This is a genomic window from Arthrobacter sp. NPDC056886 (assembly GCF_042788715.1).
GTDB lineage: Bacteria > Actinomycetota > Actinomycetes > Actinomycetales > Micrococcaceae > Arthrobacter.
The window spans coordinates 457,327-477,732 of sequence record NZ_JBHUBT010000001.1 but is presented as its reverse complement, the minus strand read 5'-3'; the positions used below and the strand labels follow the sequence as shown (position 1 = coordinate 477,732).

Sequence of the window (20,406 nt, the reverse complement as noted above, 5' to 3'; positions counted from 1 at the left end):
TGAAGTTTGGAACAAACGCGTCGGTTCCCTGCGCCATGGCGGCCGCCGGTGACGGCCGCCATGATGCAGGGAACCTGGGTCAGGCTCGTGTTTCCACTATGCCTCGCGGTGCAGCGTATCCCTAGGCCTTGGCCTTGACGGTTTCGACGGCAGCGATTGCCTTGTCCTGGAGGGTCTTGGACAGCGGTGCCGACTTAGCGGCGTCGGCGGCGGCCTTCTGGCCCTCGTCCGAGGCTGCGTACTTGACGAAGGCCTTGACCAGGTCGGCAGTGGCCTGCGTGTCGTAGGTGGTGCAGACGATGTGGTACGACACCAGGACGATCGGGTAGGCGCCTGCGACCGTGGTGGTGCGGTCCAGCTTGATGGCGAGGTCGTTGGCGTTGCGGCCTTCAACCGGCTTGCCAGCGTCCACTGCCTTGGCAGCAGCCTCCGGGGAGATCTTCGTGAAGGAGTCTCCGACCTTGATCTGCGCCGTGCCGAGCTTGCCGCTGACAGCGGAGTCATCGGCGTAGGTGACCGCGCCGGGGGTGTCGGTGACGGTCTTGACGACGCCGGAGGTGCCCTTGGCGTTCTCGCCCTTCAGGCTCGCGGGCCAGATGCCGGCTGCTTTGTCGGTCCAAACCGTGGGAGCGACAGCGGACAGGTAGTCCGTGAAGTTCGAGGTGGTGCCGGAGTCATCGGAGCGGTTCACCGGGGTGACCTTGAGGTCCGGAAGCTTGGCGTCCGGGTTCAGGGCCGCGATGGCGGGGTCGTTCCAGTTGGCGATCTCGCCGCGGAAGATCTTGGCCACGGTGGGGGCATCGAGCTTCAGGTCCGTGATGCCGGGCAGGTTGAAGGCCACGGCGATCGGGGAGATGTAGACCGGGATGTCCAGGGCACCGTCGGGACCACACTTGTCCTTGGAGCTGGCGAGCTCTTCATCCTTAAGGTAGGCATCGGAGCCGGCGAACTGGGCCGAGCCGTCGAGGATCGCCTTGCGCCCGGCGCCGGAACCGTCCGGGGAGTACTGCACAGTGGCACCCGGGTTCGCGGAAGCGAAGTTGGTCTTCCAGACATCCATGGCCGCGCCCTGGGCGGAAGAACCGATACCGGTCAGCGTGCCGGTGACCTTGGGGCCGGAGGCGGCCGGAGCAGTCTGGGCCGTGTTGGTTGCGTTGTCCGAACCGCAAGCAGTCAGCGCGAGTGCGCCGGCGGCGATAACAGCGATAGCCGCGTTGCGGCCGAAGCGGAGTGCCTTCACTAGATATACCCCTTTCAGGGCTTTGCGTGCCGGGCCGGAGATGGCCAGCAGGGATGCGTACGGGTTTGTACCTTTACCGACCGTAGGCGGCCCAGGTGAAGAGAATTGCGGACCAAAGTGAACAGCCGGTTAACGACGCCGGGCTATTGGCTTACATCTGCCGGGCAGCCATTGCGTTCTGTGCGTCACAGTCGTATCGCCCTCAGCCGTGTCCTGCCGTGAACGGCCGCCCCCGGGGCAGCAAATAGACTGGAGGACATGGCCTCCGCGACTGGACTCTCCGCAAGCGCACGATTCCTGCGCGTCCGGGTCCGCACCGGCTTTGTCCGGAGCCGGAACTCCCTGGGCCCGGCCATTCAGATGACCACCTGCGCGGTCAGCGCCTACGCCTTCGCCGAATACGTCCTGGGCCATTCCGGACCGTTGTTTGCGGCCACGTCATCCCTCATTGCCCTCGGCTTTTCCCGCGACCCCAGGCTGCGCCGCGTCATCGAGGTGGGCCTAGGCTGCACGATTGGAATCGTGGTCGGGGACCTGCTGCTGCACTGGCTGGGCTCCGGAATCTGGCAGGCCGCCGTCGTTCTCCTGTTCTCCATCCTGCTGGCCAGGTTCCTGGACAGCGGGACGATCTTCACCACCCAGCTGGGTCTGCAGTCAGTGCTCGTAGTGCTCCTGCCCGCGCCGGCCGGGGGGCCGTTCACCCGCAGCATCGACGCCGTGGTGGGCGGGGTTTTCGCGCTCTTAATGACGGTCCTTGTTCCCAGGGACCCCCGGCGTGAACCCCGCAGTGACGTCAAGAAGCTCCTGCACGAGCTCGCCGAGGTGCTGCGGGAGTGCGCGTCGGCGCTGACTTACAGCGACTCCACGCAGGCGTGGCATGCCCTCATCCGGGGGCGGAACTGCCAGCCCCTCGTCGACGCCATGCGCCAGTCGCTGCGCGCCTCCGCCGAAGTTGCCACCCTTGCCCCCGCCTACCGGCGGCACCGGGAGGAGCTGGACCAGATGGAGCAGTCGCTGGACTACATCGACCTCGCGCTGCGCAACAGCCGGGTCTTTGCGCGCCGCCTGACCAGTGCCATCAACCATGCGGCGCTCTCGGACGAGGCCACCCAGAACATCGCCGAGGTGCTGCAGGAGACGGCGGCCGCCGTCGACGAGCTCTCGCTGGGCCTGGCGGAAGTCCACGACGGCGCCCGCCGCGCCCACCTGCGCACCGCCAGGTCCGAGCTGCGGGAGATCGCCCTCCGCCTGCATCCGCGGATGCTGGACGTCCAGCTGCTCGAGGGCGAAACGGTGGTGATGCTGTTCCGCCCGCTTATGGTGGACCTGCTCGAGGCCGCCGGAGTGGATTCCAAGGAAGCCCGGGACATCCTTCCCCCGCTGTAGCCGCTTTAATATAACGCTGGAGCGCCGCCGACCCCGCCGGCGCCCTTGGTTGTCGCTGCCCCCGGATAGTGTGGACCAATGGCTACGAAGACTTCCCGGGGGCCGAAGGCACCGGGCTACAAATGCGCCGAATGCGGCTGGACGACTGCCAAGTGGGTGGGCCGCTGCGGCGAATGCCAGGCGTGGGGCAGCGTGGAGGAGACCGGCAACGCCGTTGCCCGGACGACGGCGGCCACGACGGTCCTGGAACCGGCCCGCCGGATCGCCGACGTCGACGCCACCACTGCCGCGTTCCTGCCCACCGGCGTGGACGAACTCGACCGCGTGCTCGGCGGCGGGCTGGTGCCCGGCGCCGTCATCCTCCTGGCGGGCGAACCCGGGGTGGGCAAGTCCACGCTGCTGCTGGATGTCGCGGCCAAGTTCGCCCGCACCGCACAGGACGTCCTCTACATCACCGGCGAGGAATCCGCCGCCCAGGTCAAGCTCCGCGCGGACCGGATCGACGCTGTGGCCGAATCCTTGTATCTGTCCGCCGAAACGGACCTCGGGCAGGCCCTGGGGCAGGTGGAGAAGCTGGAACCGCGGCTGCTGGTGGTGGACTCCGTGCAGACCCTCAGCAGCGCCGACGTCGAGGGCAGCGCCGGCGGGGTGTCCCAGGTGCGCGAGGTTGCGGCGTCCCTGATCGCCGCGGCCAAGCGCCGCAACATGACCACGCTGCTGGTCGGACACGTGACCAAAGACGGCTCCATCGCCGGGCCCCGGCTGCTGGAACACCTCGTGGACGTCGTCTGCCAGTTCGAGGGCGAACGGCACTCGCGGCTGCGGCTGCTGCGCGCCGTCAAGAACCGCTACGGACCCACCGACGACGTCGGCTGCTTTGACTTGAACGAGGACGGCATCGAGGGCCTCGCCGATCCAAGTGGGCTGTTCGTCTCCCGGACCAAGGAGCCCGTTTCGGGAACCTGCATCACGGTCACGCTGGAGGGCCGCCGGCCGCTGCTGGCCGAGGTCCAAGCCCTGCTGGCCGAGAGCGCCAGCTCCCAGCCCCGCCGCGCCACCAGCGGGCTGGATAGCTCCCGAGTGGCGATGCTGCTGGCCGTCCTGCAGCAGCGCGCCGGCTGCCTGCTCAACAAGGACGACTCCTATGTGGCAACGGTGGGCGGGGTCAAGCTCAGCGAACCCGCCACGGACCTCGCCGTCGCCCTGGCGGTGGCCTCCGCCAAGGCCAAAAAGCCGCTCCCCCAGCGACTCATCGCCTTCGGCGAGGTGGGCCTGGCGGGCGAAGTCCGTCCAGTGCCCGGCATCAACCAGCGCATCCAGGAGGCACACCGGCTTGGCTTCACCCATGCCGTGGTCCCGGCCAGCCCCAACGGGCACGGACCGGTTCCCGCGGGCTTCTCGGTCCGCGAGGTCGGCCACCTGGCCGAGGCGCTGGGCCTGCTGATCAGCTGACGGCGCTGAATCGCCTAACCCCTTGCGCGTGATACCCCCAGGGGGTATCTTAGTGAGCCTGCAGATGACTGAACATCCTTCAGGAGCACGCACCATGGAACACCGGCACAGTAGCGCAGGCGCGGACCAGGGAATCCGGGAACAAAGCCCGCACCGGACGCAGCACTGGACACGGCATTGGAACCATGCAGTGGGCCCGGCAGTCCCCGCGGCCGCCACCGCAGGCGGTGGCGCCGTCGTCGGGGACGACCACACGGTGCACAGCCACGGCCAGCATGCCGGCCACAGCGTCGCGATGTTCCGGGACAGGTTCTGGCTGACGCTGGCCCTGGCCGTGCCGGTGGTCTTCTTCAGCCCCATGTTCGCGGAGCTCCTGGGCTACCAGCCTCCCGCCTTTCCCGGCTCAGCCTGGATCCCGCCGGCGTTCGGCACGGTGATCTTCCTTTACGGCGGCCGGCCGTTCCTCACGGGCGGCCTCAACGAACTGAGGACGCGCCAACCGGGGATGATGCTGCTGATTGCGATGGCCATCAGCGTTGCCTTCATCGCCTCCTGGGTGACCAGCCTCGGCATCGGCGGTTTCGATCTCGACTTCTGGTGGGAGCTGGCGCTGCTGGTCCCCATCATGCTGCTGGGCCACTGGATCGAGATGCGCGCCCTCGGCTCGGCTCAAGGCGCCCTGGACGCGCTGGCCGCGCTGCTGCCCGACGAGGCGGAACGCGTCACAGCCGCCGGCACGGAGACTGTCAGCCTCGCCGAGCTCCGCGCCGGAGACACCATCCTGGTCCGCCCCGGCGGCCGGATGCCGGCGGACGGCACTGTCAGCGGCGGCCAGGCCGAATTCGACGAATCCATGATCACGGGCGAATCGAAAACCGTCTTGCGGACCCCGGGCGATCCCGTGGTGGCCGGCTCCATCGCCACGGACAACTCCGTGCGGGTCCGGGTGTCAGCCCTCGGCGAGGACACCGCCCTCGCCGGGATCCGCCGCCTGGTGGCCGAGGCGCAGGCATCCTCCTCCCGCGCCCAGGCCCTGGCAGACCGGGCTGCGGCGTTCCTCTTCTATTTCGCCGCCGGCACCGGTGTCCTGACCTTCATCTTCTGGACCCTGATGGGCAGCGTAGGCGACGCAGTCACGCGCGCCGTGACCGTCCTCGTGATCGCCTGCCCCCATGCGCTCGGCCTGGCCATTCCGCTCGTCATCGCCATCTCCACCGAGCGGGCCGCCCGGGCGGGCGTGCTGATCAAGAACCGGATGGCGCTGGAGCGCATGCGGACAGTCGACGTCGTGCTGTTCGACAAGACCGGAACCCTGACCCTGGGCGAGCCGGAGCTCAAGGAGATCGCCGCCGCAGGCACGGTAACAGCCACCGGCCAAGACGCCGCGCAGAATTCAGTGCTGCGGCTCGCGGCCGCCGCGGAGGCGGACAGCGAACATCCTCTGGCCCGCTCGATCGTTGCCGCCGCCCGGGAACGGGGGCTGAAGATACCGGCGGCGGACGGGTTCACTTCGCTGACCGGACGCGGAGTCCGCGCCACGATTGATGGCCGCATAGTCCAGGTGGGCGGCCCGGCCCTGCTCCGCGAGCTTGGTTTGCAGGAGCCGCTGGCTTTGGCCGCCGCCACCGGCGCCTGGCTGGAGCGCGGCGCCGCGGTGCTCCACGTCGTGGACGGCGGCACGGTCCTGGGCGCTGTCAGCCTCGAGGATGCTGTGCGGCCCGAGTCCTATCAGGCTGTCCGGGCCCTCCAGGCACGCGGCATCAAGGTGGCCATGGTCACCGGCGACGCCCGGCAGGTGGCGCACGCCGTCGCCGCCGGGCTCGGCATCGATGAAGTGTTCGCCGAGGTCCTCCCCGCCGACAAGGACAAGAAGGTGGCGGAACTGCAGGGCCGCGGACTGAGAGTGGCCATGGTGGGCGACGGCGTCAACGACTCCCCCGCGCTGGCGCGGGCGGAGGTGGGGATCGCGATTGGCGGCGGCACGGATGTGGCAGTGGAATCCGCCGGTGTGGTCCTGGCCGGCAACGATCCGCGGGCTGTTCTGTCGATGCTCGATCTTTCCAAAGCGAGCTACCGGAAGATGTGGCAAAACCTCGTGTGGGCCACCGGATACAACATCATCTCGGTGCCGCTGGCGGCCGGGATCCTGGCCTTCGCGGGGATCGTCCTCTCCCCCGCCGCGGGCGCCGTGATGATGTCGGCGTCGACCATTGTGGTTGCCCTGAACGCCCAGCTCCTGCGCAGGCTCAAGCTCAACCCGGCCGATCCCGGCTGACCGGAAGGAGTTCCCATGCCGGAAACCAACCGCCGCGAACCATCATTCGGGGCATCCTATGCCCGCGTGGGTCCGCGGATGGATGCCCGCGGGGCAACGGAGCACCGCCGGCGGCTCGTGGAAGCGGCGCACGGCGTCGTCATCGAGATCGGGGCGGGCTACGGGGCCACCTTCCCGTTCTACCCTTCCGCGGTGTCCAAGGTGCTGGCCCTGGAACCGGACCCCACGCTCCGGGAGCTGGCCCTCGCCGCCGCCGGGACGGCACCGGTGCCTGTCAGCGTGACAGACGGCGTGGCGGAAGCGCTGCCGGCGGCGGACGCCTCGATCGACGTCGTCGTCTCCAGTTTGGTGCTGTGCAGTGTGGCGGACCAGTCCGTCGCCCTGACGGAGGTGCTCCGAGTCCTGCGCCCCGGCGGATTGCTGCTGTTCTACGAACATGTCCGCTCCGTCCACCGTGTGCTGGCGGCCGCCGAAGACCTGGTCACTCCGCTGTGGAGCCGGGTGGCAGGCGGATGCCACCCGAACCGTGACACCGCCGCCATGATCGCGGCGGCCGGCCTCACCGTGCAGCGCCTCGAGCGCTTCGGCTTTTCGGTCCTCCCCGGCAACCCGCGGCTGGCCCACGTCCTTGGCGCGGCGAGCAAGCCCTGAGCCCGCCACCGGTGTGTGGCGTTCCTGCCCGGTTGCTTCCGCGCCGGGGCTTGGGGCTGCCCTGAAAACTCGGGCTTTCCGTTCCGGCCGGGCCGAACCGGCGCCGGCAACTGGGACAGAGCGCCGGCCTAAACCAACACCGGCCGCCACTTACTCCGCTACACGCAGAAGGGGCGCCTGCCGCGACGGCAGACGCCCCTTGCGTCAATAATTCAAAGCCGATTGGGCCTGTCTGACTAGGCCTTCTTCGGAGGCAAGGCCAGCTTGAAGACCTTGGCCCACGTGGAGCCGACCTGCTTCAGCAACGGCCCGGTTGTGTACGGCAGCCCGTACCGCTCGCAGATCTCCCGCACCTTAGGTGCCACTTCGGCGTAGCGGTTCGATGGAAGGTCCGGGAAGAGGTGGTGCTCGATCTGGTGCGAGAGGTTGCCGCTCATCAGGTGCATGAACTTCGACCCGGAGATGTTGGCCGATCCGATCATCTGCCGGACATACCAGTCGCCGCGGGTTTCGCCTTCGACCATCTCTTCGGTGAAGGTGTCGGTGCCGTCGGGGAAATGCCCGCAGAAAATAATCGCGTGCGCCCAGACGTTCCGGACCGCGTTGGCGGTCAAGGTGCCATACAGCGCCTGCTTGCCCGAGCCGGTCAACATGGCGACGGCCGGCGTGGCGGCATAGTCCTTGGTGAATTGCTTCAGGGCCTTGAGCCCCAGCGCCTTGAGGTCCCGGGTCATGGCCTCCTTGCTCTTCTTGCCTTCCTTGTAGTCAGGCAATTCAAGATCGTAGAGGGCGATGCCCCATTCGAAGACTGGCGCCAGGACCGCGTTATACAGCGGATTGCCCAGGTTGAAGGGCTTCCATTCCTGGGACGGGTCCATACGCAGCAGGTTGTACCCGATGTCATTGTCCTTGCCCACGACGTTCGTCCACCGGTGGTGCAGGTCGTTGTGGGTGTGCTGCCAGGATCGCGTCGGGGTGACGAAGTCCCAGTCCCAGGTGGTGGAGTGGATGTCCGGGTCCCGCATCCAGTCCCACTGGCCGTGCAGGATGTTGTGGCCCAGTTCCATGTTTTCCAGGATCTTAGCGAAGCTAAGCATCGCCGTGCCGGCGACCCAGGCTGCTTTGTGCTTGCTCACCAGAAGGGTGGCGCGGCCGGTGATCTCAAGCCCGCGCTGGACCTTGATCACCCGGCGGATGTACGCCGCGTCGCTGGCGCCGCGCTTGGCGAGGACCTCGTCCTTGATGGCGTCGAGTTCGCGGCCGAGCTCGGCAACCTGCTCGTCAGAGAGGTGCGCCGCCGCGTCCGGACGGACCAGCGGGCTGCCGGACTCCGCTAGGGCGCCGGGCCGCGGCTTTACGGCAGCGGACGCTTTGCTTTGGGAAGGGCCGTCCTTGGGAGCTTCCTCGGAAACGTCGGGTTTGTCGGAAACAATCGTCATGCGGTGGTACTCCTTAGAGGTCGAGGTTAACGGGTCCGGCGGCTGCCGAAACGCACGTCTGGATTAGTTGGCCGGGCTCGCCATGGACTTCGTCCGTGCGCAGGTCACGAACGTGGCCGGCCCGGAGTGGGATGAGGCAGCTGTGGCAGATGCCCATGCGGCAGCCGCTGGGCATCAGGATGCCGGCGTCCTCGCCGACATCGAGCAGCGGCGTATCGCCGTCGGCTTCGATTTCGCGGTCCGACGCCTCGAACGTGACCAGGCCGCCGTCGTGCCCTTCTCCGCCGGCGAGCTTCGTGCTGAAGCGCTCGATCGTCAGTGAGCCTTCCACGGCCGACGGGGCTTCAGTGGCCTCCGCGGCTTCGGCTTCCCACAGCGTCTCGGCATCGTCGAGGAAGCCTTCCGGGCCGCAAGCGTACGCGGCGCGCTGCCGCCAGTCCGGGCACAGCCGGTCCAGGTCGGCGGCGGAGCTGAAGTCCAGCCGGCCTTGCTCGCCGGTAAACCAGTGTGTGACCCGGAAGTTCGGGAACTGGTCGGCGAGCTCCGCGAGCTCTTCACGGAAGATGGTGTCCGCGGCGGTGCGGGCGGTGTGGATCAGGACGACGTCGGAGTCGGGACGGTGCGGCACCAGCGTGCGGATCATCGACATCACGGGCGTGATTCCGCTGCCGGCTGTGAGCATGAGCAACGGGCGGGGGTGTTCGGGCAGGACGAAGTCGCCTTGCGGAGGCGCCAGGAACAGGACGTCGCCGGGTTTCGTGCCGCGCACGAGGGCGCCGGAGACGGCGCCCATATCGGTAACAGTAATTGCCGGGTCCTGCCCGGCGGGGGCGCTGAGCGAATAGGACCGCCAGTGGCGGACGCCGTCGAGCTCGACGCCAATACGGGCCCATTGGCCAGCAAGGTGCGCTTGCCAGCCGCGGCCGGGACGGAAGAAAATAGTGGCGGAATCGGCCGTTTCTGGAACCACCCTCGTGACCACGCCGCGCAGTTGGCGGGCGGAGAATACAGGATTGAACAGCGACAGAATGTCTTCTGGAGCTAGGGGGGTGGTCAGTAGAGATGCGGCGCGCGCCAGCTTACGGAGCCGGATCATCTATCAAGCTTATGTCAGTTTGCGTAATACATCTTCACCCAAGGCATACGATCGACACAGGAAAACTATCCCACCGCAACAACTCATCGGATTGACCATGAACGCAGCCCCTGTCCCGGAGCCCTCTGGGCCCGCCCCCGCCCACGAACCTCCCTGGCTGGCGCTGCCCCGTGAGGTCAGCGACATGCTGCGTCCCAGGGTGCCCGGCATCGTTGAGGCGATCATCGAGGCCGTCCCGCAGCTCGTTCCGGCGTACGCCAGGCCGATTGAGGGGCGCTTCGGCCGGGGCCTGAGGAGGGGCGTCGCCGCTGCGCTGGACCGCTTCCTGCAACTGCCCGGGACCCGGTTGCCGGCGTTGTCCGAGGAAAGCCGGGAGCTGGTGGCCGGGCTGGGCAGCGGCGAGTTCCGGCAGGGGCGGAGCATGGACGCGCTCCTGAGCGCCTACCGGATGGGTGCCCGCGTGACCTTCCGGGAGATGTCCAAGGTCTCCGTGGAACACCATCTGGGCCAGGGGGTCGTGGTGGATCTGGGCGAATCGATCCTCGCGTACATCGATGAGTTGTCGGCGGTCAGTGCCGAGGCCTACGCCTTTGAACAAACCGAACGCGCCGGAGCGGTGGACCGACGCCGCACCGAACTGCTGGACCTGCTCCTGCTCGGCCAGGCAGACGAGGCGGCCCTGCGCCAGACTGCGGCGATGGCGGACTGGTCCCTACCGCAGCGCATGGCGGTAGTGACGCTTCCGCTGGACCGGGCAGCCGGGCTGCGGCTGCGCCTCGGTCCGGGAACTCTTGTGATTGAGCGCGAGACCGACGTCGTGGCGCTGGTGCCGGCGCGGAACTCGCGGTCCGCCCGGGAGGACCTGGACCGTGCCCTGAAGGGGCGCGGCGCTGCCGTGGGGCCGTCCGGCGGCTGGGAGCGGGTTCCGGATTCGCTGCGGCTCGCCGTGCTGGCGGCCGCGGCCCTGCCTCCGCGCGAAGGGCCGGACGATCCCCCGATCTGGGCGGACGAGCACCTGGCGCAGGTGATTCTTGGTGCGGAACCCTCGGCAATCACCGAGCTGGCCACCCGGCGGCTCGCGCCGCTGGAAGGGCTCCGGCCCGCGCAGCGCGAGCGGCTCGCCGAAACCCTGCTCTCCTGGCTGCGCCACTGGGGCCAGCGGGCACCCGTGGCCGCCGAGCTCGGGATCCACCCGCAGACCGTGGGCTACCGGGCAGCCCAGCTGCGCGAGCTATTCGGCGACGCCCTCGAGGATCCAACGGCGCGCTTCGAACTCGAACTGGCCCTGCACGCCGGTCGGCGGTAAGCGGTCCGGCCGTAAGTGGTAAGCAGTCCGGCGGGCGGTGTGCGGACCGCGGGCGGCGGACCGCCGATTACCCGGCGAGCGCCCGCCGGCTGTGGAGCCGCAGCTCCAGGTCATGCATTACGAGCGCCGCCAGGTCCTCCAGCGCAGCAGTGTCCCCATCGCTGAAGTCGCGAGGCTCACGGTCCAGGATGCACAAGGTGCCCAGGTTGTAGCCGTCCGGAGTGCGCAGCGGCACCCCGGCATAGAACTGCAGGCCGAACTCGCCGGCCACGAGCGGGTTGGACAGCGTCCGGGGATCATTGATGGCGTCCCGAACAATCCAGGCGTCGCCCTGCAGGACGGCGGAGGCGCACAACCCGGGGTCCCGGCCGATCTCCGTGACGTCCGTGCCGTGGTGGGACTTGAACCAGATGCGGTCATGGTCCACAACGCTGACAATCGCCACGGGCACCGAGAACATGCGTGCGGCCAGCGCCGCGATCCGGTCGAAGGCGCCATCCGCGGGAGTGTCCAGGATCTGGTACCGCTCGACCGCCTGCATGCGCCCGCCTTCGTCGGTCAACAGCGCAGCCTGGTCGCGGCGGTGGCGTCCCGTGCCATTGATGACTTCCTGGCGGAGGGCCAGGGACACTTCCCGGGCCGGCGGGCGGGCCGCCGGATCCCGGTCCAGCATGGAGGTCAGCAGTGCCACCCACAGGGGGGCGAGCCCTTCGGGGATGTGCGGGTCCTGGAGCAGCCGGGCCAGGGCGGACTGGACCGGCGCGCCGGGGTACGCCATCTTCCCGGTCAGGCCTTCCAGCAGGACCAGCCCCAGCGAATAGACGTCACTGGCGGGGCCTGCCGGTTCACCGGCGGCCTGTTCGGGGCTGAGGTAGGCCGGGGTGCCGGAGCTGTCGTCAGGGTCGCCGTGGTGGCCTTCGCGGATGGTGATGGCGACGCCGAAGTCGCTGAGTTTGGCGCGCGGACGCCGGTCCTCGACGCTGTAGTCCACAAGCAGGATGTTGGCCGGTTTGACGTCCCGGTGGATGATGCCGTGGTGGTGGATGTGCGCCAGTCCGTCGGCGAGATCGTGTCCGATCAGCGCCATGTGGGCTGCCGAAAGCGGGCCCTCGGCCGAGCGGCGGCGGAGGTCGGGGCCGCGGACGAGTTCCATCACCAGGTAGCTGAGCCGGCGGGCAGGGTCGCTCACGTCTGTCACGGCGTCGAACAGTGTCACGAGGGCGTGGTGGGCCATCCCTGCCAAAATCCGCACTTCTTCGCTTTGCCTGCGTGTCCGCTCTTCGTCCACAGTCCCGTCGCGGAAAAGCTTGACTGCCACTTCGCGTCCCAGGACCTCGTCCGTAGCACGGTACACACTCGATTGGCTGCCCCGGCCAATGAGTTCTTCGATCCTGTAGCGCCCGCTGAGCAGGAACCCGGGGTTCATGGTTGTCAAAAGGTTACGTGGTCCCTCGAATGGGGCCGCCGCTGGAATCGGGGCGGATCAGTCCAAAGCCGGAAAACTGACCCCGGCACCCGCATCATAAGCAAGCTTACTTATGATAACCCGGATCCTGGACTAGGGAAGCCTCGGGGCACACTTTCCTGAATGTTCCCCGGTCACGGGTGATCCGCTATTTTGCGGGGTTGTGGGTCCCGATCGGCACCAGCGTGAGGTCTGGATGGTTCTTTTCGATCCGGCGCAGGGCCCAGACGTCATTGAACAGGGCCAGGTATTCCCCGTCGGAGCGCAGCAGGACTTCAGCCCCGGGGACGTTGGCCAGTGCCGGCATGGCGTCGACGGTCGAGATCCGGGCCATGGAATACGGGAGGCGTTCCAGCCGCATCGGGGCGCTGAAGTCGTGCGCCATGCGGTCTTCGACCACTTCGAACTGCATCGGGCCGACGGCGGCAAGGACGGGCGCCTGGTCACCGCGGATGTCGGAGCGGAGCACCTGAATGACGCCCTCGTGCTCGAGTTGTTCGATGCCGCGGCGGAACTGCTTGAACCGGCTCGGGTCCTTGGAACGCGCCACCTGGAAGTGTTCCGGGGCGAACAGCGGGATCGCGGGGAACTCCACGGGCTGGTCCAGGAACAGGCTGTCCCCCACGCGCAGGGAGGAGGCGTTCACGAGGCCAACTACGTCGCCCGGGAAGGCCTCGTCGATCACCTCGCGTTCGCGGCCGAAGACCTGCTGGGCGTACTTGGTGGCGAAGGATTTCCCTGTCCGGGTCTGGGTGACCACCATGCCGCGCTCGAACATGCCGGAGCAGACCCGGATGAAGGCAACGTGGTCGCGGTGGGCCTTGTTCATGCCGGCCTGGACCTTGAAGACAAATCCGGCGAACGGGGCATCGACCGGGCGGGGCTCACCCTCGACGTCGGGCCGCGGTGCGGCGGGCGGGGCAAAGTCGACGAGGGCGTCGAGGATTTCCTTCACACCGAAGTTCAGCGCGGCCGAGCTGAAGAGGACAGGCGTCGCCTTGCCGGCGTGGAAGGCCTCGACGTCGAACGCCAGGTTGGATTCAATGACCAGCCCGGCCTCGTCCACGGCATTGGACCAGTCCTCGCCCTGGCTGGCCGCGGCCTCATCCGGGGTGAAGTACTCGGTGAGGGCGATGTTGGCGCCGGAGTTGTTGCGTTTGAACTGCGCGAAGCGGTCATTGCGCAGATCCCAGACGCCGCGGAAGTCGCCGGAGATGCCCACGGCCCAGGTCAGCGGCATGGGCTGCAGGCCGGTGCGCTCGGTGATCTCGTCCATGAGGGCCAAGGCGTCCAGGCCGGGCCGGTCCCACTTGTTGATCACCGTGATGATGGGCAGGTTGCGCTGCTTGCAGACCTCGAAGAGTTTCATGGTCTGGGTTTCCAGGCCCTTCGCGGCGTCGACCAGCATGACGGCGCAGTCCACAGCTGCGAGCACGCGGTAGGTGTCCTCGGAGAAGTCCGCGTGGCCTGGCGTGTCCAGCAGGTTGATGACGGTGTCCCGGTAGCCGAACTGCAGCGCGGCGGAGCTGATGGAGATGCCGCGGTCCTTTTCCATCTGCATCCAGTCCGAGACCGTCTCCTTGCGGTTGGCCTTGCCGCTGGAGGCGCCGGCAGTGCCGATCACCTTTGCGTGCAGCGCCAGGGCCTCCGTCAGGGTGGATTTGCCGGCGTCGGGGTGCGAAATGACCGCGAAAGTCCGGCGCCGGGCCGCCTGCTTGTGAATCTCCTGGACTCGGGCGGGGCTGAGGACTTCTTGAGACACGATGCTACTTTCGCTGCGGCTGTGGACGGGTCACGGCGCGGAGAGCCCGCGGTACACCCAAGGATCCAAGTTTATCGCAGGCCACGCACCGTGCACGAAGCGGCGGCCATTCGGCCCCAAAATGCCTTCCCCGGCGGCACCCGGAATAGCCGTTCTGGAGGCGCCCGGCGGCACATCGCAATGGACCACTTTAAGGCTTGCCTGTGCGGAAGTAGCTGTGCTTTGCCCCTATCATGGGGAGAGCGGGGAACTGAGTACTTTTGATCCTGCCGGGGGACCCTGGAAACCGGCGCACTTGTGGGCTCTCGCCTGCACCTTTGAAGGGAAATCTATGGCTCGGAGCCCTGAAGATGCGCTGAAGGCTACCCTGGCCAGGGTTGCACCGGGCACCGCCCTCCGCGACGGCCTGGAACGCATCCTCCGCGGAAGAACCGGCGCGCTGATCGTGCTGGGCATCGACAGGACCATCGAGTCCATCTGTTCGGGCGGCTTCGAAATCGGCATCGACTTCTCCCCCACCCGGCTGAGGGAACTGGCGAAGATGGACGGTGCCATCGTCTGCGATAAGGATGCCAGCAACATCCTGCGCGCGGCGGTCCAGCTCGTCCCGGACTCGAGCATCGAAACGCAGGAATCGGGAACCCGGCACCGGACCGCGGAACGCGTGGCCATCCAGACGGGCGTCCCGGTGATTTCGGTCAGCCAGTCGATGCAGATCATCGCGCTGTACGTGCACGGGCTGCGTCACGTCCTGGAGGGCTCGGAGAAGGTCCTGGCCCGCGCCAACCAGGCCCTGGCAACCCTCGAACGCTACCGCTCGCGCCTGGACCAGGTGACCAGCTCACTTTCCGCCCTGGAAATCGAGGCCATGGTGACGGTCCGCGACGTCGCCGTCACGCTTCAGCGCCAGGAAATGGTGCGCAGGATCTCCGAGGAGATCTCCCAGTATGTCCTGGAACTGGGTGAGGACGGCCGCCTGCTCTCACTGCAGCTGGACGAGCTCACCGTGGGCCGCGGCCCAGGGAGCGACGTCATCATCCGCGACTACTCCGGCCCGGCCGCAACCGCGGAGGACATCGACAAAGCCGTCAAGGCCCTCGTCAGCCTGGGCCCAACCGAGCTGATCGATCTAGGCAAGATCGCCGGAATCGTTGGCTTCGCCGGCGGCGAGGCCAACCTCGACGCCGTCGTGCAGCCGCGCGGCTACCGCCTGCTCTCCGGCCTCAAGGCCGTGCCCAAGGCCGTCGCCGACCGGCTCGTGGACCACTTTGGCGGTCTGCAGTTCCTGATGGCGGCTACCATCGATGACCTCATGACCGTGGACGGGATCGGTGACCAGCGCGCCAGGACCGTCAGGGAAGGACTGAGCCGCATGGCCGAGGCCAGCCTGCTGGACCGGTTCCTCTAGCCCTCCACCCCCTCCAACACCCCTCGATTGCTCCCACCAACCCCCTCGTCCCGCAATCTCGGCCAGGGAATCCCCGTCGATTGCTCCGTAGGTGCCCTTTTGAGCGCCCAAAAGGGCACTTACGGAGCAATCGACGGGGTTTAGTGGGGATTCCGGGGATTAGTTGAGTTGGAACACGGCCTTGGGGCTGGTTTTGTTCGCCAGCCGGGCGGTGAAGACATAGTAGGCGCCGCCGGCTCCGGGCTTGGCGTCGACGGGTTCGCAGCCCTGCACCGTGCGGTTGCGCTGCCACGGGAAGTTCGCTGTCTCGCTCTTGCCCGGAGCAATGGTTTTCGTCAGGTCCGTGCTCTCCGCCTGGCAGTCCTTGGAGGAGAAGATCCGGTCCGAGCCGCTGGTGATCATGTACTCCATCTGCGATGTGCCGATGTTGACCTCGCAGGGCACCTTGTTGTTGTTGGTCACCGTGAGGCTTAGCAGCGGCTTCTCACCGGCGGCATAGAACTGTTTGTCGGTGGCAGCCGTAACGGCCACCAGATTCTGCTCGCAGCCATCGCCCGAGGTGGCCGTGGGTGAGGCCGAGGGATCCCCGGACGCCGTACGGCTCACCGAGGCGGACGCAGTCGGCTGGCCCGCCGGCGCTGCGGCCCCTGAAGGCTGGCCGCCGCCGGATGGCTGGCCCCCACTCATGGCGCTCGAGAGGGCGACGAAGCCGCCGAAAGCCACGGCGAGAACGAGCAGCAGGACCACGCCGGCAATCAGCCGGCGGCGGCGGTACACCGGGCGGAGCGGGGGCCGCCCGGATTTCCGCCCGGATCGTCCTGGGGGCGAACCTTTCGGCCGCGAACCACCCGTTCCTGAATTGCCTTGCCTGACCATTCTTCTAGCCTAGAGAACCGCGCGGGCTATGCCGCACGACCACGCCGCAGGACCTGCCGCCGTCCCGATCCGTTGCCCCGATCTATTACGCTGAATGGATCGAAACTTTAACCCCAACGTCCCCAGTATCCGCCGCGATGCAGCGGGAGCCCCTGCCCGCCGGGCAGGGCGCGCGCGCCGCGGATCTTCCCGCGCTCCATGCCGCCCTGGACGACTGGTTCGCACTTAATGCGAGGGAACTGCCGTGGCGGGCCGCGGAGTGCACCCCCTGGGGCGTGCTGGTTAGCGAGGTCATGCTCCAGCAGACGCCGGTGGTCCGGGTCCTGCCGGTTTGGGAGGAGTGGCTGCGCCGCTGGCCGGAACCGTCCGCGCTGGCCAACGAACCCGCCGGGGAAGCCGTCCGGTCCTGGGGCCGGCTGGGGTATCCCCGGCGCGCCCTGCGCCTGCATGCGGCCGCCGTCGCCATCAGGGACAGCCACGGCGGGACCGTCCCTGGCGCCTACACCGAGCTCTTGGATCTCCCCGGCGTGGGCAGCTACACGGCCGCGGCCGTCGCGGCGTTCGCCTATGGACGCCGGGAAACGGTGGTGGACACCAACATCCGCCGGGTCCACGCCCGGCTGGTCTCCGGTTCTGCCCTGCCGGCGCAGGCCCTGACCGCTGCCGAAATGCGGCTGGCGGCGTCCCTGCTCCCCGACGACGACGGCGCCTCGGTGCGCTGGAACGCCTCAGTCATGGAACTCGGCGCCCTGGTCTGCACGGCGCGTGCCCCCAAGTGCGGCCAGTGCCCTGTCAGGGAGTCCTGCGCCTGGCTGGCGGCCGGGGAGCCGGCGCCAACGTACACGCCCAAGGGACAGGCCTGGCACGGCACAGACCGCCAGGTCCGCGGCGCCGTAATGGCCGTCCTGCGGGTAGCCGAGGATCCCGTGGCGCCGGTACTGTTCCATCAGGCTGCCGCGGACCTGGGCTTCGAACCGCAGGGAATCGGGATCCCGCTCGCGGCCCTGCACCGGCTCAACGCCGCTCCCGAGCAGCTGGAGCGGGCACTGGCCGGCCTGCTGGACGATGGCCTCGCGGAACAGCACCAGGGCGGCTTCCGGCTTCCGGGCTGAGCATCTACGCTGAAGCATGCGCAAGCTGGCGGCCGCGGCCGCTCTGGCCCTCACTGCCGTCCTGGTAGCCTCGTGTCGGGCGGAGGCCGCCTGCCCGGCGATCGGCCAGGCGCCTGTTCTGGTCTTCACCGTCGCCCGGGAGTATGCCCCCTCAGTGCGGGCCATCCACCTACGGGCCTGCCAGGACGGGCGTTGCAAGGAAGCGGACCTGGAACTCGTGCCCGGGAGCACGGCCGTGGACCAGGGCTGTGAACCGGTTCGCTACGGCGGCGACGGCGTCTGCTCAGCCACTTCTTCGCCCGACGGCACCCTGACCGGCATGCTGATGATGGAGACGCTGACGGCCAGCCGCATGGAGGTGACGGCCACGGGCACGGATAGCGCCGGCAACCCGCTGCCGGCACGGACCGCGGCCTTCACACCCCGGTCGGCCCAGCCGTTTGGCGAGCAGTGCGGAACCTTCATCACGGCCGGCGTGGTGCTGGACGCGGCCGGCCTCCGGCAGGCACCCTAGCCCCGGCCGCCTGCCAGTCACGCGAGGCCCGCCCCTCCGGACTGGCTTCGAAAATTCGGGCCCCGCCTACGGTTCCCCGAACCCCGAGCCGACCAGGCGCTCCAGGTAGCCGACCGCTTTGGCGGCGTCCGGGCCGCTGGCTTCCACATGCAGGATGGTTCCCTTGCCGGCGGCAAGCATCATGAGCTCCGTCATGGAGGCGCCATCGGCGCCGTTGACGGTCACGTCCGCGTCCATGGCGGACAGGCCGCCGGCTATCTTCGCCGCCGGCCGGGCGTGCATGCCGGCCTGGTTGACGAGCTCGAAGTCCCCTGTGGCGTCCGGCGGCTGTTGGTGCACATGCTCGGCCTCCGCGGGGTGGGCCGGGGGCCGGTAGACGGCCTCGGCTGCGTCCTTCACCGCAGCCGCTTCGGCTCCGGCCTGGGCAGCCACCGCTGCCGCCACCAGTCCTTCCACCAGGGGCGCGTCCGCGAGCAGCACGGATTCCGGATCGGCTGCGAACTCCGCTGCGGACTCGGCCGTCATCACCGCCGATCCGAGGTCGGCGAGCACCACCACCCCGTCACCGGCGGCCTGCTCCAGCGCCGCCATGACCTTCTCCAGGCTCGTGCCGATGCGGCCGTCGTCGGTGCCACCGGCGGGGAGGATCAGGACATCAGGGGCCATCTGGGCGGCGAGCTCGGCGGCGCCGTCGGCGATCTTGGCGCTGTGCGAGACCACCACCAGCCGGACTGTCATTCGGTCGCTCCGGCCGCGGCGCGCAGGATCAGTGCGCTGGAGACGGCTCCGGGGTCGCGGTGGCCGATGCTGCGCTCCCCCAGATAGCTGGCGCGGCCCTTGCGGGCGAGCATCGGATCGGTGGACACTGCGCCGGCTTCGGCGGCCTCCGCCGCGGCGAGCAGCACCTTCCGGACGTCGCCGTCGCCAGCCGCGGCAGCGGCTGCCTCGATCGCGGGCGTCCAGGCGTCCACCATCGTTTTGTCCCCCGGCTCGGCCTTTCCGCGGACGACGATCCCGTCGCGGGCGGCCTGCAGCGCGGCAGCCAGGGTGGCGGCGTCGACGTCGGAGGTGTCACCGAGTGCCGTGGCGGCCCGCAGGAACGCTGTGCCGTACAGCGGGCCGGCCGCGCCGCCCACCTTGGACATCAGCGTCATGGCCGTCAGTTTCAGGGCCGCCCCCGGGGTTTCCGGCGGCGCCTCGGAAAGCTTGTCCATCACGGCCTTGAAGCCGCGGTCCATGTTCTCGCCGTGGTCCGAGTCCCCGATGGGCCGGTCCAGCTCGATTAGCTCCACCCGGTGTTCCGCCATGGCCTGTGCTGAAAGGGTCAGCCAGCGCACGGCCCAGCCGACGTCCAGCCCCACGGTCAGACGCCCCAGCGGAGGGCAGGAGTGTGCACGGGAGCGTCCCAGAGTGTCGCCATTTCATCGTCGAGGCGCAGGACAGTGATGGAGCAGCCCTGCATCTCCAGGGAGGTTATGTAATTGCCCACCAGGGACCGTGCCACGGTGACGCCTTGCTCGGCCAGTTTCTGCGCGGCCCGGCGGTACACGATGTACAGCTCGCTGGCCGGGGTGCCCCCCATGCCGTTGACGAACAGGAGAACCTGGTCCCCGGAGCTAAGTCCGAGGTCGCTGGCCACCGGGTCCAGGAGGCGGTCGGTGATGCCGTCGGCGTTTTCCATGGGAATTTTCTGCCGGCCCGGCTCGCCGTGGATGCCGATCCCGATCTCGATCTCGTTTTCCTCGAGATCAAAGCTGGGGACCCCCGCGTGCGGAACGGTGCAGGCGGACAACGCCACGCCCATGCTGCGCACGTTCTGGTTGACGCGGTCACCGATCGCGGCGACGGCGTCCAGGTTGTCGCCGCGTTCGGCGGCCGCACCGGCGATCTTCTCGACCAGGACCGTTCCGCCAACGCCCCGGCGGCCGGCCGTGTACAGCGAATCCTGCACGGCGACGTCGTCGTTGACCAGTACCGTGCGGACCTCAACGCCTTCGGCCTGCGCGAGTTCGGCGGCGGTCTCGAAGTTCAGGACGTCGCCGGTGTAGTTCTTCACGATGTGTACGACGCCGGCGCCGGAGTTCACGGCGAGCGTTGCCGGCAGGATCTGGTCCGGGGTGGGCGAGGTGAACACGGCGCCCGGAACGGCGGCGTCGAGCATGCCCAGGCCCACGTACCCGCCGTGCAGGGGCTCATGTCCGCTGCCGCCGCCGGAGACGAGTCCGACTTTCCCTGCCACCGGGGCGTCCTTCCGCACGATGTATTTCGGGTCCGGAAAAACGGTCACGAGGTCGGCGTGTGCAAGCCCGAACCCTTCCACTGACTCGTCGACCACGGCTTTGGGATCATTGATGAGTTTCTTCATGGCGGTGCTCCCTGGATGGTGTCCTGGCTGCTTGCTTAGACCCTACTACCGGGGCACGG

General features: G+C 68.3%; 17 protein-coding genes. 8 read left to right on the top strand and 9 right to left on the bottom strand.

The genetic code is table 11. From position 1 onward, the window contains the following. Positions 1 to 121: 121 nt before the first annotated feature. Positions 122 to 1,240 (bottom strand): phosphate ABC transporter substrate-binding protein PstS, encoded by a 1,119-nt coding sequence (gene pstS, locus ACFRJ8_RS02285; RefSeq protein ID WP_377984520.1) that lies wholly within the window; start codon positions 1,238 to 1,240, stop codon positions 122 to 124. A gap of 258 nt (positions 1,241 to 1,498) precedes the next feature. On the opposite strand from pstS, the gene ACFRJ8_RS02280 reads away from it, so the two are divergent. The 4 genes from ACFRJ8_RS02280 (at position 1,499) to ACFRJ8_RS02265 (ending at position 7,004) form a co-directional block, all read left to right on the top strand. Then, positions 1,499 to 2,626, top strand: a complete 1,128-nt coding sequence (locus tag ACFRJ8_RS02280) for an aromatic acid exporter family protein (protein WP_377984519.1) — start codon at positions 1,499 to 1,501, stop codon at positions 2,624 to 2,626. 78 nt (positions 2,627 to 2,704) lie between these two features. Next, positions 2,705 to 4,078 carry a DNA repair protein RadA gene (radA, locus tag ACFRJ8_RS02275; RefSeq protein ID WP_277525347.1) on the top strand — a complete coding sequence of 458 codons (1,374 nt, stop codon included), beginning with the start codon at positions 2,705 to 2,707 and terminating at the stop codon, positions 4,076 to 4,078. Positions 4,079 to 4,172: 94 nt separating this feature from the next. Then, a complete protein-coding gene (locus ACFRJ8_RS02270) occupies positions 4,173 to 6,353 on the top strand; it encodes a heavy metal translocating P-type ATPase (RefSeq protein WP_377984684.1) in 2,181 nt (726 codons plus the stop codon). A 15-nt stretch (positions 6,354 to 6,368) separates the two neighbouring features. Next, the gene (locus tag ACFRJ8_RS02265) at positions 6,369 to 7,004 is read left to right on the top strand and encodes a class I SAM-dependent methyltransferase (RefSeq protein ID WP_377984518.1); all 636 of its coding nucleotides are present in this window, start codon (positions 6,369 to 6,371) and stop codon (positions 7,002 to 7,004) included. A gap of 236 nt (positions 7,005 to 7,240) precedes the next feature. Here ACFRJ8_RS02265 and ACFRJ8_RS02260 read toward each other — a convergent pair whose 3' ends face one another. Beyond that, entirely contained in the window at positions 7,241 to 8,443 is a 1,203-nt protein-coding gene (locus ACFRJ8_RS02260; RefSeq protein WP_377984517.1) for a fatty acid desaturase family protein, read from the bottom strand. Between the two features lie 13 nt (positions 8,444 to 8,456). After that, positions 8,457 to 9,539 (bottom strand): ferredoxin reductase, encoded by a 1,083-nt coding sequence (locus ACFRJ8_RS02255; RefSeq protein ID WP_377984516.1) that lies wholly within the window; start codon positions 9,537 to 9,539, stop codon positions 8,457 to 8,459. A 97-nt stretch (positions 9,540 to 9,636) separates the two neighbouring features. Here ACFRJ8_RS02255 and ACFRJ8_RS02250 point away from each other — a divergent pair, with 97 nt between their 5' ends. Further along, positions 9,637 to 10,845, top strand: coding sequence for a helix-turn-helix domain-containing protein (locus ACFRJ8_RS02250; RefSeq protein ID WP_377984515.1), 1,209 nt, complete (start codon positions 9,637 to 9,639; stop codon positions 10,843 to 10,845). Between the two features lie 67 nt (positions 10,846 to 10,912). Here ACFRJ8_RS02250 and ACFRJ8_RS02245 read toward each other — a convergent pair whose 3' ends face one another. Further along, positions 10,913 to 12,271, bottom strand: coding sequence for a protein kinase (locus ACFRJ8_RS02245; protein ID WP_377984514.1), 1,359 nt, complete (start codon positions 12,269 to 12,271; stop codon positions 10,913 to 10,915). Positions 12,272 to 12,458: 187 nt separating this feature from the next. Beyond that, the gene (locus tag ACFRJ8_RS02240) at positions 12,459 to 14,072 is read right to left on the bottom strand and encodes a peptide chain release factor 3 (RefSeq protein ID WP_377984513.1); all 1,614 of its coding nucleotides are present in this window, start codon (positions 14,070 to 14,072) and stop codon (positions 12,459 to 12,461) included. A gap of 331 nt (positions 14,073 to 14,403) precedes the next feature. On the opposite strand from ACFRJ8_RS02240, the gene disA reads away from it, so the two are divergent. Continuing rightward, a complete protein-coding gene (gene disA, locus ACFRJ8_RS02235; RefSeq protein WP_018774911.1) occupies positions 14,404 to 15,480 on the top strand; it encodes a DNA integrity scanning diadenylate cyclase DisA in 1,077 nt (358 codons plus the stop codon). Positions 15,481 to 15,639: 159 nt separating this feature from the next. Here the strand turns inward: disA and ACFRJ8_RS02230 are convergent, their stop codons facing one another. Continuing rightward, positions 15,640 to 16,356, bottom strand: coding sequence for a hypothetical protein (locus tag ACFRJ8_RS02230; RefSeq protein WP_377984512.1), 717 nt, complete (start codon positions 16,354 to 16,356; stop codon positions 15,640 to 15,642). A gap of 137 nt (positions 16,357 to 16,493) precedes the next feature. Between ACFRJ8_RS02230 and ACFRJ8_RS02225 the strand changes: the two genes are divergently transcribed. Together ACFRJ8_RS02225 and ACFRJ8_RS02220 are read left to right on the top strand one after the other, a co-directional pair. After that, entirely contained in the window at positions 16,494 to 17,468 is a 975-nt protein-coding gene (locus ACFRJ8_RS02225; RefSeq protein WP_377984511.1) for an A/G-specific adenine glycosylase, read from the top strand. Between the two features lie 16 nt (positions 17,469 to 17,484). Then, positions 17,485 to 17,982, top strand: coding sequence for a hypothetical protein (locus ACFRJ8_RS02220; protein ID WP_377984510.1), 498 nt, complete (start codon positions 17,485 to 17,487; stop codon positions 17,980 to 17,982). Between the two features lie 66 nt (positions 17,983 to 18,048). Here the strand turns inward: ACFRJ8_RS02220 and dhaM are convergent, their stop codons facing one another. The 3 genes from dhaM to dhaK are packed head-to-tail and all read right to left on the bottom strand — an operon-like array spanning position 18,049 to position 20,347. Next, positions 18,049 to 18,720 carry a dihydroxyacetone kinase phosphoryl donor subunit DhaM gene (gene dhaM / locus ACFRJ8_RS02215; RefSeq protein ID WP_377984509.1) on the bottom strand — a complete coding sequence of 224 codons (672 nt, stop codon included), beginning with the start codon at positions 18,718 to 18,720 and terminating at the stop codon, positions 18,049 to 18,051. Continuing rightward, positions 18,717 to 19,343: a dihydroxyacetone kinase subunit DhaL gene (gene dhaL, locus ACFRJ8_RS02210; RefSeq protein ID WP_377984508.1), complete on the bottom strand. Its 627-nt coding sequence runs from the start codon at positions 19,341 to 19,343 to the stop codon at positions 18,717 to 18,719. Before dhaL ends, dhaM begins: the two co-directional genes overlap by 4 nt. A 2-nt stretch (positions 19,344 to 19,345) precedes the next feature. Then, positions 19,346 to 20,347 (bottom strand): dihydroxyacetone kinase subunit DhaK, encoded by a 1,002-nt coding sequence (gene dhaK, locus ACFRJ8_RS02205; protein ID WP_377984507.1) that lies wholly within the window; start codon positions 20,345 to 20,347, stop codon positions 19,346 to 19,348. Positions 20,348 to 20,406 lie beyond the last annotated feature (59 nt).